We start from the raw sequence: 12,840 nt of genomic DNA on the forward strand, positions 1-12,840 counted from the left end.
TCTTGTAAGGAGCTCTGTTTCAAAATTAAAACCAAGAAAACGGTCTTCTTTGTTGGGGTTGCTCAACATTTCCCTCTTCAGTACTTTGGTCATCTTCATTAACTTCTTCTGTATCAGTTGCTGTTTCATCTGCTTCTTCAGTTGCTACTTCTTGTTGTCTTCTTGGACGAAATCCCCAAGGATCACGGAAAGGCCTTCTTTCTTCCTGTGGCTGTTGTGACTTACTACCTTCATCTTGGATAATTACTTCATTTGCCTTAATGATTAAATTTTCTACATGAATTTCTTTCGGTTTCCGTTTTTTTTCTGCCATTTTCTACCCTCCTGAGAAAAAATCTTTACTCGCTTCTAACATATGCAATATATGATATTAGTGTATAGGCTTTTCAATTAAACAGATCTAACTAATTTATATTTTGAATATTTTTGCTTTGACAGTTGTTTTTCTCGCCTATAGTAACAAGCGTTTAGTAACATTTTTTCTAGGGAATTTTGAAATAATAGTAATAAAGCTCATATACGACAACAACATATTACAAATATTTCTTAAATTTGTTAAATAAGCTAGAAATCACTCCACCTCATTCACTCATACACTTTATGTTAAGCTTTATCATACTATCTTCTTTTCCCACAACCACAACCACCAGTTTTTTTGTAAACAGGAGTCGCAGGAGGTGGGGAAGCTACGTATTTACCTTGTGATGGTTTATTTACTGGCTTCATTATGATTTTTTTCACCAAAACACCTCCAAATTCTTTGTGCAATATTATATGCTTAACAAATAAATCTGTTGTAGTGAAAACGAGCAATTAATGCTCTTTCTCTACTCAAGTAGTCTAGAAATAATAACTTCAATGATGGCAGCACAGCCTGCAATGGCAAAAATAAAAATTAATGGTTCGAATAAAAAAGGCCAGAACAAATAACCTACATAAAAAAAGGTCGTACACCATATACCGCTACACCAATAACAACTAAGCAGCTCTCCTATCCAAGCTCGTAACCCAGTCCCCTTCACCTGCATATACGTTACAATAGCTCCATTTGGTTGCTCTTCCTCGATCACCTCATGAAATGGTTTACGAAGAAATGCTGTAATTGTGTCATAAATGATTAATCTTGTAAGCCGAAAGCTTGCAAGAAATAATATAACGAATTCAAATACAGTTAACATTCATTTCACCTTTGCTTTATCTTTATTTTTTAAAGCTGACTTAATAGCATCTCTGGCACCTTGTCATCTGTAGCAAAAGAGGCAATCTCACAAACTATTTGTTATATATTTTTATTTTTTTTAGGAATGAAACAAACCAAGATTTTTTGTTTTGCTTTTCTTGAGAGCTATTATTTGGGTTGTCAGTTGAATAATGATTTAATAGATTATCTTCACTTCTTGTAACTAGTCCCTTATTGCTAAGACTCGTTTCTATTTGATCTATTTCATCAACATGATCTTTAAACTGTTCTTTACTAGTATAAATCGTATGATGCATTGTTGTACCAGCAGTATTTTCAACTTGGTCTGTACTTTCATCAGATTCTTGAGCATGTTGTGAACTAACTGTTGAAGTGTTCATGTGAGTTGTATGTTCAACGTTATCGACATTTTCAAGTTGTTGTTCATCTATATCACCTTGATTTTTCTGATCCATCACTTCATCATTTGCATTATAATTTTCATCAGACTCTACGTTTAATTCAATTATTGTCTGTTGTTTTTTTCCCCTTTCATTTTCAACAACTGAATTACTAGTCATTTCTTCTTTGAGCTGTTCACTACTTGCCCTTTGATCTAGATGAAGGGCTTGATTAACATGTTGTTCTTTTTCCATGTCTATTTCATTAGAAAATACTTCTTGCTCGTCAATGCTAACCTCTTCCACTTGAAGGTTTTCAATATCAATTATTTCATTATTCTTTTGCTCGAGGTGAGAGGTTGTATTGGCATGTTGTTGTTCCATGTCAATTTCATTTGTAGATACTTGTTGTTCATCAATGCTACTCTCTTCTTCTTTAAGATTTTCAATATCAACTATTGTATTATTCTTATGTTCAAGGTGAAGCTCAGCGTTTGTATGTTGCACATCAGAATCCGTAGCACTGTTAAGTTGAAAGTCATCATGATCTTGTGTACTTAACATATCTTTACTAACTTCTATTTCTAGAGCTTCTTCCTTAACGTTTTGTTCACTATACTGCTGATGAATTAAATTATTAGTCTCTAACTTCTCTGAAACCGTATGTTGTGTTACTCCATTTTGAGCGATGTCTTCAGGCACATGTCCGTAAGTACTTAGTTGTTCAGCCTGTGAAGGTGTCATTTTTGTACTTTGCTCTTTACTTATTTTCTCCTCTGCAACAACATTTTCTATTTTGTGGGTCATGTCATTATTGTGTTGTTCTTTACCTTTCATCTTTAGCTTTTTTGGGTTTATTACCGCTTTTTCGTTTTTATGTTTTTTTTTTTGTTGATTTACTGACTGATTAGTTTCGTTGGACTGTTTTCTAAGACGCGTTAACGGATCAACATAATTTGTATTCTTTAAACTTGGCATTTTATATTTAGGTACCACATTTTTTTGATGACTTGTTCTTTGCTGTGATGATTCAACCTGATCTTTTTGAGTTAATACAATAGTTTCTGGAGAATTTCGTAAAATTTCACTTAGTTTTATAAAGCTATTTGTAGTAGTAGAAGTAGTAGTAGAATCTGATTGCCGACCGTTTTTTTCCTTAATCAAGTTTGAAGTATTATTTACTTCCATTATGGGCGATTGTTCCTGAACAGGTACACTTACATCAGATATTGTTTGGGGTTGGTTGGTTTGTGTGCGAGCTGATTCAAAAAGCTCTTGTTCATCTTTTTCATTACTATGCGCTTGAATATCTTCTTGTTTTAGCTTAGAAATTTTATGTTCCATATTATTGATTTTCTCAAGTAAGGTCTTGATTTGTTCATTTATACTACCTTGTTCCTCGTTCTTTATTTTATCTGCAACCACTTTTTTGTTTTCTTGTAATTGCAGTACATTATCCTGTTGGTTTGCGATAATTGAAAGTAATTGATCGATTTTCCCTCGTAGGTTCTCATTATCAGCTTGTAATGATTCACTTTCCTTTTCCATTTCCACCAGCCTCTTTTCATAATCTTTCTTTTTTAGTTCTATGGATTCGAGTTGATCTACAAGTGTTGATTGAATACCTTCTAATTTTTCACATGTATCTGTTAAGGAGTGTATTTTATTTTCGTACATATCTCTTTGCTCTGTTAATTGATTCAATACATCTTTAATCATTGAAAATTGTTCAAGCAAGTCCTGTTCAACATTTGCAAATTGAGAAGACATTTTTATATAAAAGTCAGATAATTGTTTTTGAGTTCGTTGCTCATCTTCATTTTTATTTTTATCTGACTGTTCATCACTAAACTTTTTGACATCCTTTACTTTTAATCGTTCCTCGTTCATTTGAATTAATTCTTTATATACTTCATGCATATATTGTAAGCCTTCTAATTGTTTTTTTAAGTCTTCATTTTCTTGAATGATATCATGGTTATCCAAGTTCCTCCCCCCCTTTATAAGTGCTATTTTGTAAAAGGAAATATGTTTTTTATACTTAACCTTACCTACATTTTATGCACATTAATTTAAATGTTTACATCATTAAGTGCACATGCTCAAAAATAAAAAAATAGTCATTTATCTTATCACATACTAACTGTCAATTCATAAGATGAAGTAGATTCAAAATTTATGGAAAGGAAGATTTGTATGGCAATTAAGCTTGACGATTCTTGGAAGGAAGAATGTATACATGTTTGTAAAGTGTATGACTGGACCACTTTACTAACAAAGCTTACAGACAGAGAATTACAGTTAACGACTTCAAATTCTCCAATTGACTTATCTATGGCAACAATCGACAAAACGATGTGTGATGTGTCACTTATCGCTTGTGAAGAGCCAGATCCAGATGATCGTACTGAAGTGTTATGTTACCATGACGGCAGAGAAATTCGCTTATGGAAAGTCTCGTTAAAGAAAACTTTTTGCATCGATATAACTGTAGAAGCAACAGGGACGAATGCAAGCGGTATGACAGAAACGGTTTGGGTAACATTTGACACAGTAATGGTTTCTACTTGTGAGGAAGTGCTTCTATGTGCACCTCCTGGAACAGAAGTATGCTGTGATCCGTTTGAACTAGAGGGTCATAAAACTTGTAAAGTCGAACCGATTATGAATATTTCATGTACGCAAAATGCTGATGGAACTTTTACTTGTTCTGCAACAACTTGGGTTTGTCTTAAATCTTGCCAAAACATCATGGTGAAATTTGATGTTGTGTTGAAAGTTTGGGCTCAATTCTGCGAACCTAGAGGAGAAATTAAGTGTGACCTAGATTGCATCCCACCAGCGAATCCTCCACAATGTGATGAACTGTTTCCGTTGTGTTGACAACATTTCATAACCTCTTGATACAAACTTGTGAGCTAACATAGTTCTAACGATATCAACGGAAAGTGCCTTACAATATTTGAAGGCACTTTTATTTTTTTGGCTATTTTCATAAACTTTGTTGCTTCAGCTCCTAAAATAGAAGATAAAGATTGTTTTATGGGAGAAAGATGCCACGAATTCTCGTTGTTTATTAGTACAAATGACAACAATCTATGCGAAGGCTATTTTTGAAAACACTCGTCCATAAAATAGTTTTAATTACGACTATATTTTTCACTTGTTAGACAATCTTATTTTTCATAAATATATATTGACTTCAATTTCTTTCTTGTTATGTTAAGCAATTTTATCAAAAGGAGGATAAAACAAATGAAGGAATCGTTTCGTGAAATTGAGCAGCGACTTGCGCAGTACGAAGCTGATTTAAAGACTGTTAAAGAAGAGTATCTCTCAGCTATAAACCAGCTTGACAACAACGAAATTGTATCCGTTATTCCTTATTTTCAATATTCAGTACTGCTACCAAAGGATAAAAAAAATACACTAAAAGTATTCGGATCATTCGTCATTAAAAATATTGGTACCGTTGAAGTGAATGAGCCGATTATTTGTTTGCTCGCTTCTCCTTCGAATGACATTTTAATTAGCGGTAAGATTGGTGAACATATAAATTATGACCCCCACGACAACCCATACCAATTAGAAGCTTGGGATTATGTAAATGACACACTTAAGAACAAAGTAGAAGACAATGGTGAGTATTGGTTAAAACCAGTACGAACAAAACAAATCCGACCAGAAGAACAACTATCTTTCGCAAATTTCCATATATCCTATCACCTAAATCAGAAAGTCCCTATATTTAAGGTAAAGGCATTCTTTTATAGCCAGGAATTGAAAAAAGGAGTTGCCTCCATTAATCAAATTATCATTCAACACTAAAGTATACTTTTCAAAAATTGACTGTATTATGAGCATTTTTTTACTAAGAATGCAAATTAAAAAACTAGGAGAACGTTGACCTTTTCTTACGTTCTCTTAGTTTTCACTGTTTTCGCATAAACTTGTTTGTCATACTTAAAGATAAACCAATCGTCTGTGGCATCTTTTCATCTTTCAAAAAGTTGAGAATCCTATAAAACTATTGCTTTACGAAAAGAACCTAGATTTTCACTCACCCTTTTTGAAATGTTGAAACATTTAAACTCCGACAATTACTGTCAATTCCAGTATCCAAATCTGTCATATCATTTGCAATTGTAAGTCTATACATATGACAGCCAACTCCTGGCTCATCACAAACAGTGTTGTTCGGAGTTAATGTAAACATTCCACCAGCCCTATTATCATTAACAGCATACTCACATAATATAACTGGATTAGCCATACTACTTGTAATACGTTCAACAGTATAAGTACAGCTCACGCCATTAACTGCTCCATCACCTGTGATTGCTTGTAGGTCAACCATTGAATCCACCTTAGCGACCCAATTTTTTTCAGTGACATTTATCATTGGGGTAGTTAAAACGATATTCGTAAAGTTGTTCATTCCAACAGTTTTCACTGTGATATTATTATTTTCCATTACGCAATAAATTTCATTTTCTCTTTTCCCTTTGCATTTACAACCTGACATCCGATTTCCATCCTTTCGGTAGTATTTTTAAAGGTATGATTTATACCTGTTTCTAATTTAGTAAATGCAAGTTATATTAAAATTGAAACGGACAAGAGTCCACCACTTTTACCCATTTTTTATATCACTGTAAACAAAATTAAGTAATTTCATATAATCATCCATACTACCAATATCGTATCTTTTTCCTTCAATTAATTTGCCGTATATCTTTTCTGATTGCAACAATGCTTTCATGCCATCTGTCAACTGATATTCACCACCAATACCCCGTTTAATCTTATCCAATTGCTCAAAAATCATTGGTGTAAACACATACCTACCTATGACTGCTAATTGAGAAGGTGGATTTATCTTTGGCTTTTCAACAATATCAGTCAACCTATAAGTATCGTTACTGTGTTTTTTTCCTTTTATTACACCATATTGATTTAAGTATTTTTCGTCAACCGTTTGTAAACCTATGACACTCTCTTTATATTTCGTAAATACATCAATTAATTGTTTCAGACATGGTGAATGTTTATGGAGAATGATATCATCTGGTAATAACACAGCAAACGGCTCGTCATTTATAAATGACTTTCCGAGACGAATGGCATCCCCTAGACCTTTCGCAATAGGTTGGCGAGTATAGTGGATTTGTATATCAGGTATATTAGGGGCATCCATCAAATGCATTTTATTTTTCCGCTCAAGAAATGCTTCAAGTTCAAGTGAATGGTCGAAGTAGTCAACGATAAGGTTTTTTGATCGAGAAACAACCATTAATACTTGCTCAATTCCTGACTCAATTGCTTCTTCCACTACGTATTGAATAGCCGGCTTAATACCAATCGGAAACATTTCCTTGGGAATAACCTTTGTGATTGGTAAACTACGTGTTCCATATCCTGCTGCTGGTATGATCGCTTTTTTAATCACGTCAACCTCTCCTCACTTCCTATCTTTCCGTTAAGATAATTACCTTCCTATATGTTATGCGAGAAACCTCTCCCTGCAAGTTGACCATGATAATATTACTTACTAGCGCTATTTTTGGGCTCCGCATTTGTCACAAAAATAGCCATAACAAGAATAAAATATGAACAGACACGGAAGGAGGGATGGATAAGGTGAAGATTTGCTTTATTTGTACCGAAAAGCTTCCATCACCATCAATTAGAGGAGGGGCGATCCAGCTGATGATTGATGGGGTGCTCCCATATTTAAAAGATGATCATGACATAACAGTTTTTTCAATCACTGACCCTGATCTACCTGATAAGGAAGAGCGTAGTGGAGTAACCTTTATACGTTTTGACAGAGAGCATTATAGGTCACTAGTAGCAGAAGAATTATCTAATCATACCTTTGATGTAATCCATGTATACAACCGCCCTGCAAATGTGCCACTATATAAGCAAGCTTCTCCATCTAGCCGCTTCGTCGTTAGTCTTCATAATGAAATGTTTGCAGAACATAAACTTGCCTTTGATGAAGGTCAACAAATTGTACGTGACGTTGATGCGATTACGACTGTAAGCAATTATATTAAACAAACAGTGCTAACACGATTTCCAGAAGCTGAAAAAAAAATAAAGGTCGTCTATTCTGGGGTCGATTTACAACAATTCATTCCTCTATGGTCTCTTGAAGGCAAACGCATCCGCCATCGATTACGTCAAAAGTATAGTATTGCTCAGCATGAAAAAGTCATATTATTTGTCGGCCGTTTAAGCCAATCCAAAGGCCCTCATATATTACTTGAGGCAATGAAATATATATTAAAAAAGAATGAACATGCTGTTCTCGTTATTGTTGGGGGAAAGTGGTTTAGTGATAATAATATGAATGGCTATGTGCGCTCATTGTACAAACAAGCACTTCCATATGGAGATCGCATCATTTTTACAAAGTATGTGCCAGCTGAACATATTCCACATTTATTTCTAATTGGAGATGTATTTGTCTGTAGTTCTCTTTGGAATGAGCCATTAGCGAGGGTCCATTATGAAGCGATGGCTGCTGGTATTCCAGTAGTTACTACTAAGCGGGGTGGAAATGAAGAAGTTATGATTGATGCAATGAACGGCCTTCTTATTTATGACTATAACAATCCTTTGGAATATGCCAAATCGATCAATTTTATTTTATCACACCCATCCATTGCGAGGGGGTTTGCTAAATTAGGCAGAAAATTTGTTGAAGTTAACTTCCAGTTTCACCACGTTGCAGATCGGCTAGAAAGGGTATACAACGAAGTATTGTATAAAGAAAAGCAAAATAGCACCTAAAAATTTTGCCCTCGTTACGGAACAACTCCAACAATTTGAACTCAAAACAAAAAGCGGCATATTGCTGATTTTTGTTTTTTGCTATTTATCGCATTAATTTCTGTTTTTTCTTCTTAGGCTCCTTTCTTAAACTCTGATATTATGTAAATTTGCGAAACTACTAAGTATCATATAATTTTACAGGTTTTAGAGAAGAAAAGATGCTACGATTATAAGTTATAATCCTGTATAGTTCTAATTACGAAAAGCAACAATTAATACAAAACAGCTTCTGCATAAAAGCTATGGTAATCTTTAAAGGCTCTTTTCGAAAACTTTGTTTCTAATGTTATTAATTTAATACCAAAAAAGTGGTTTTTTTATTGTTAGTCATCGTTGTACAGAAGAAAAGATGCCATGAACGCTAGTTGTGTACTGTTTATTTCTTAATACGAAAAACAACAATCAATGTGAAAACAGCCTCATCAAAGACCGTCTTTCTATTTAAAATAAAAAGCAACACAAATGTCAAAACCACCAATTCAACAATTATAGTTAAAAAGGTCAAATCTCCAAATTCTATAACTTGTGTTTTGAGATATTCCCTCTTTTACAAGCTATAGAAGTAAAGATCTGACCTTACAGGTTGTAATTTACAGTTGTTTAATCTTCTTCGTCATCATCATCTTCATCTTCATCATCTTCTTCGTCTTCACCTATGACATACTCATAGACATTACCATCTTCATATTCTAGTTCGATTTCTAGCTCTTCAAATGATAAGTTCTTAATTTCTTTCAATACAGCCTTCAAAGCCTCCTCAGGACTTACATTATGTGAAAGCTCAAACCCTTCTTCAAAATCAATATCTACTTTTACTGAAATGACTTCACCCAATTGTACTCCTCCTCACCCGAAATTCATTACGCTAACATGATATGCATCTTGCATTAAATTATTGACAAAATAATATTGAATTTTTGAGGGGTAAAAGATTTACTAGCCCATAGAGACCTAATTACTAAGAAAAGGCTCTTTTTCATAAACAGTGTTCTTATTACTAAAATAAGTTATCAATTAATAGTTATAACCTGATTTTGCAAGAAAAGATGCCATGAATACTTGGTTTTTACATATTTAGCTTAGTATGAAAAGCCACAAGGGTTTATGTTTTAGTATGAGAAAAGAAGACAGCCTAAAAATAAGAAAACTGCATCACTATATCTTATTGCCAAAATAAGTTTAATCATTGCTTATATATATGGATGGTTTAGGTAAAGGGTCGGTTGAAGCAATCATTATTACCTTTTCTTCCTTAAGTATTTCTTGATCAACATCGGCAGTATCGTTCGCTGTTATTTCTTTAGTTTTCTCTGAGTCTTCTTTCACATTGTCAACTTTATCGATACCATCAACTTCATCTGATGACAAACTACTTAATGACTCTGTTGAATCATTAGTCTTATCATGAGTAACATTCGTTTTTAACTCTGGTGATTTATCTACATTGCGATCTTTATCATTTTCTTCATTAAATAATTGGTGTAAATCTTTTTTTGATTGCTGTTTGCTGCTCTGATTATCATCATCCTTGATTTGACTCTTCGTATCTTTACCAATTGGATGTGATTTTTCTTCTACGAGCTTACCGCTAGATGCATCTTCACCTTTCCTTTCCTGTAAACTATTTTTGTTACTTGTACTAAAAATGGGATATTCACCGAATTCTTCTTCTAACAGAATACGATATAACGCCTTCTTAGATCCCTTACGCCTGTTCTTTCCTGTATTATCATGACTATGACTATTCTCTTCCATTATTTGTGAATTTTCGGATTCCTTTGCATGACTATTGAACTCCTCATGCTCATCAGTAATCGTATCTCCATTGGCCGCTATCTCTTGTGTATCGACACTTTCTTCCAGAGCAGTTATTTCACTACCAACTCCATCTAATTGCTCGTTCTTTATAGCTGATTCCACATCACTGTTTTCTTGGATTACTATATCATCTGTCACTGTATTTACTGTCGGGTATTCCTGCAGGATTACTCCTTCAAGTGAGGATAAATGATTTTTTACGGCTAATTCATTTAAGACAATTTGATCTATATTATCAAGAATTTGTTCATACTCTGAAATACTCCATCCCATCGGTCCCGGTGGTGAAAATGTAAATTTTGCTAAATCAAGTTTTGGGATCTTATTATTCGCTTTGTCAGACTGATTTTCAACCACATCATTCACCTCCTTTTCCTTCTTTTATACTACCAACTATTTCTCTGTACTGATGTAAAAACTGTTCTTTTGAATCTTCCACTGCAATAATATTTTGTAACGCCCAAATATACTTTTCATTACCCCAGGATCTCTTCTGGCTTAAATAGTATTTGTGTATAATTGAACAGAATAAATACGGAAATTCTAAGTCGGCCCATAACACTTTATATTGATCTGGAGTTAACGGATTAACAGCTTCATATGAACTTAGTAACTCAACAGCTAGATCAGTATCCCATACCGATAATTTTTTCATTAATTTATTTAGCAGAATGCGTAAATCTCTTGATGGTAGGTCATAAGTAATTGAATGTAGCTCTCTCATAAATGGATTTCCGTCAATTTCTGTAAATCTAGCTAGTGTAAAATCTTGTTGACAGTAACTCCTTTCCTCAATTGAATTCTTTGTCCATTGTTCATACTGGCCGTTATCAAGAGCTCTTAAGGCATTTTGTCCTCGTTCAAGCATTTTGTCAGCATACATTAAAAATAACTTAGAAAATTCGTCCTCAGGATAAGACTGTGCTAACTGCTTATTACCCGCTAATTCTTGCAATTTCCATCGATATAATTTATGCCATTTGTCAAGTCTACTACGCTTTTTACTTTCCGAGGCTGGAACATACCCTTTTGAAGAAATATGAAATTGTGCGGCAAATGCAAAGGTTTTCTTCATCTGATCCTTGTTGTAATAAATCATTTCATTTCCTACTACTTTATCGTATAACACATATGAAAAATCTTTTGCTCCAAGACAAATTGCACCGCTTGATGTTTTATGAATTGGTGTTATCGCCAAACCATTTTTATAGAGATGATCATGTGCTCCAGCGATAAACAACATTCTTCTCGGTTTCATTTGTGCCTGTTTTAATATTTTTTCACCTTCATTTGTCTTTACTTCCCAAGTTGTCCTTCCACTCCGGCTTTCGATGAGATGAATATCTAATATATCAAATGGATAGAACTGTAAAACTCGGTTCAAATAAGAGATGTCTTGAGTATGCTGTTGTTCCAAATACTTTCACCCTTTCAGAAGAGGATTCGTTTTAGTTGGTGAATTAGCTCATGCTTGTTCATACACATGTAACAAATTCTCGGCTACTCGATCCCAGTTAAAGTCACGTTCAACGATTGAACGACCATATTTACCCATGCTTCTACGCGCATTTCCGTCATTTAACAATAGATTGATTTTCTTTGCATATTCAATTGGGTTTTCAAAATCATCAATGATATAACCATTCTTACCTTCCTCAATGACTTCTGGATTTCCACCACGCTTACTCGTTATAATTGGTAAACCAGCAGCCATCGCTTCATAATGTACACGTGCAAGTGGCTCTTGCCATTGTGAAGAACAGACAAATACATCTGACATTGCATACAACTCTGGAATATTTTTCGGTCGCACAAACTTAATAAACGTCACATGCTCTTTGTACATGGCACCAAACGTATATAAATGACGTACATAATTGTTAACATTATCGTCACCGAACCATTTGGACCCGATAAAAACCATCATGATATCTGGATGTTTGTCTATGATGTGCGGCAAAGCTTGAAGAAGTAAATGTGGACCTTTAACTTTACTTAAACGACCTACGAATAAGACTATTTTTCTGCCTTGTAAATTTAATTCGCCCCGAATTCTATTTCTTGTACTCTTACCATTTCCTGTCCATGCAGGATGATAGTGGTCTATATCTACTCCTGAATAGACCGTCGATGTTTTATTTACGGCTTCTGGAAATCGAGATGTTATTGTTTTTCCAATAAAATTACTAACCGTTACGATTTTTGAAACATTTTGAATACAATCTAGACCCTCAATGTCAGTCATTTTTTCATAATCGAACATTTCATTATGCACACTTAAGACAAATTTAGTTTGGGGTGAGGCAGCAGCTAGAATTTTTATCCAATTTGGACGGTTACATAAATGTATGACATCATAATTTTCAGCTTTAATATGAGCTTCAATTTGCTCAACATATCGATCTGCACTAAACCGAACATATTTCACACCATTTGTTTGTTCAAAATCAAGTAACTCAGAGTCTGTAATTGAAATAACTGTTACATCATGCTTTTGAGCAATGATTGACGCAACCGATTGTAAATATATTTGAATCGCTCCACCTCGTATTGCAGGTACAGGAAGTTTCTCTGTAGCGATTAAAGCTATTTTCATAA

13 protein-coding genes are annotated in these 12,840 nt (G+C 34.1%); 3 read left to right on the top strand and 10 right to left on the bottom strand.

Annotation, left to right across the window (positions count from 1 at the left end; all coding sequences use genetic code 11):
* Nucleotides 1-25: 25 nt before the first annotated feature.
* From V1503_RS03345 to V1503_RS03360, 4 genes are all read right to left on the bottom strand, one after another.
* Nucleotides 26-313, bottom strand: coding sequence for a hypothetical protein (locus V1503_RS03345; RefSeq protein WP_410624836.1), 288 nt, complete (start codon nucleotides 311-313; stop codon nucleotides 26-28).
* Between the two features lie 305 nt (nucleotides 314-618).
* Nucleotides 619-741, bottom strand: a complete 123-nt coding sequence (locus tag V1503_RS03350) for a hypothetical protein (protein WP_284730468.1) — start codon at nucleotides 739-741, stop codon at nucleotides 619-621.
* An 86-nt stretch (nucleotides 742-827) separates the two neighbouring features.
* Entirely contained in the window at nucleotides 828-1,178 is a 351-nt protein-coding gene (locus tag V1503_RS03355; protein ID WP_214483318.1) for a DUF1360 domain-containing protein, read from the bottom strand.
* A gap of 94 nt (nucleotides 1,179-1,272) precedes the next feature.
* Nucleotides 1,273-3,567, bottom strand: coding sequence for a hypothetical protein (locus tag V1503_RS03360; protein WP_410624839.1), 2,295 nt, complete (start codon nucleotides 3,565-3,567; stop codon nucleotides 1,273-1,275).
* A 210-nt stretch (nucleotides 3,568-3,777) separates the two neighbouring features.
* Here V1503_RS03360 and V1503_RS03365 point away from each other — a divergent pair, with 210 nt between their 5' ends.
* Nucleotides 3,778-4,464 carry a BMQ_0737 family morphogenetic spore coat protein gene (locus V1503_RS03365; protein WP_320259141.1) on the top strand — a complete coding sequence of 229 codons (687 nt, stop codon included), beginning with the start codon at nucleotides 3,778-3,780 and terminating at the stop codon, nucleotides 4,462-4,464.
* A gap of 372 nt (nucleotides 4,465-4,836) precedes the next feature.
* Nucleotides 4,837-5,409 (top strand): hypothetical protein, encoded by a 573-nt coding sequence (locus V1503_RS03370; protein ID WP_410624841.1) that lies wholly within the window; start codon nucleotides 4,837-4,839, stop codon nucleotides 5,407-5,409.
* Nucleotides 5,410-5,641: 232 nt separating this feature from the next.
* On the opposite strand, the gene V1503_RS03375 is transcribed toward V1503_RS03370, so the two are convergent.
* Together V1503_RS03375 and V1503_RS03380 are read right to left on the bottom strand one after the other, a co-directional pair.
* On the bottom strand, nucleotides 5,642-6,106 hold the full coding sequence (locus V1503_RS03375; protein WP_410624843.1) for a hypothetical protein: 465 nt from the start codon (nucleotides 6,104-6,106) through the stop codon (nucleotides 5,642-5,644).
* A 108-nt stretch (nucleotides 6,107-6,214) separates the two neighbouring features.
* Entirely contained in the window at nucleotides 6,215-7,030 is an 816-nt protein-coding gene (locus tag V1503_RS03380) for a UTP--glucose-1-phosphate uridylyltransferase (protein ID WP_410624845.1), read from the bottom strand.
* Nucleotides 7,031-7,221: 191 nt separating this feature from the next.
* On the opposite strand from V1503_RS03380, the gene V1503_RS03385 reads away from it, so the two are divergent.
* Nucleotides 7,222-8,382 (top strand): glycosyltransferase family 4 protein, encoded by a 1,161-nt coding sequence (locus V1503_RS03385; RefSeq protein ID WP_410624847.1) that lies wholly within the window; start codon nucleotides 7,222-7,224, stop codon nucleotides 8,380-8,382.
* 642 nt (nucleotides 8,383-9,024) lie between these two features.
* Here the strand turns inward: V1503_RS03385 and V1503_RS03390 are convergent.
* The 4 genes from V1503_RS03390 to V1503_RS03405 all read right to left on the bottom strand — a co-directional run bounded on the left by V1503_RS03390 (nucleotide 9,025) and on the right by V1503_RS03405 (nucleotide 12,838).
* A complete protein-coding gene (locus V1503_RS03390; protein ID WP_410624849.1) occupies nucleotides 9,025-9,258 on the bottom strand; it encodes a hypothetical protein in 234 nt (77 codons plus the stop codon).
* 345 nt (nucleotides 9,259-9,603) lie between these two features.
* Nucleotides 9,604-10,599 (bottom strand): hypothetical protein, encoded by a 996-nt coding sequence (locus V1503_RS03395; RefSeq protein WP_410624851.1) that lies wholly within the window; start codon nucleotides 10,597-10,599, stop codon nucleotides 9,604-9,606.
* 1 nt (nucleotide 10,600) lies between these two features.
* Entirely contained in the window at nucleotides 10,601-11,659 is a 1,059-nt protein-coding gene (locus V1503_RS03400) for a CotS family spore coat protein (RefSeq protein WP_410624853.1), read from the bottom strand.
* Nucleotides 11,660-11,707: 48 nt separating this feature from the next.
* Entirely contained in the window at nucleotides 11,708-12,838 is a 1,131-nt protein-coding gene (locus V1503_RS03405) for a glycosyltransferase family 4 protein (RefSeq protein ID WP_410624855.1), read from the bottom strand.
* Nucleotides 12,839-12,840 lie beyond the last annotated feature (2 nt).

This window comes from Nanhaiella sioensis (assembly GCF_046557775.1).
GTDB classification, from domain to species: Bacteria; Bacillota; Bacilli; order Bacillales; family SM2101; genus Nanhaiella; species Nanhaiella sioensis.

What these genes read in the sequence shown, in the direction of transcription:
- V1503_RS03345 (WP_410624836.1), bottom strand. Translation starts at nt 313, where the DNA reads ATGGCAGAAAAAAAACGGAAACCGAAAGAAATTCATGTAGAAAATTTA.
- V1503_RS03355 (WP_214483318.1), bottom strand. Translation starts at nt 1,178, where the DNA reads ATGTTAACTGTATTTGAATTCGTTATATTATTTCTTGCAAGCTTTCGG.
- V1503_RS03365 (WP_320259141.1), top strand. Translation starts at nt 3,778, where the DNA reads ATGGCAATTAAGCTTGACGATTCTTGGAAGGAAGAATGTATACATGTT.
- V1503_RS03370 (WP_410624841.1), top strand. Translation starts at nt 4,837, where the DNA reads ATGAAGGAATCGTTTCGTGAAATTGAGCAGCGACTTGCGCAGTACGAA.
- V1503_RS03375 (WP_410624843.1), bottom strand. Translation starts at nt 6,106, where the DNA reads ATGTCAGGTTGTAAATGCAAAGGGAAAAGAGAAAATGAAATTTATTGC.
- V1503_RS03405 (WP_410624855.1), bottom strand. Translation starts at nt 12,838, where the DNA reads ATGAAAATAGCTTTAATCGCTACAGAGAAACTTCCTGTACCTGCAATA.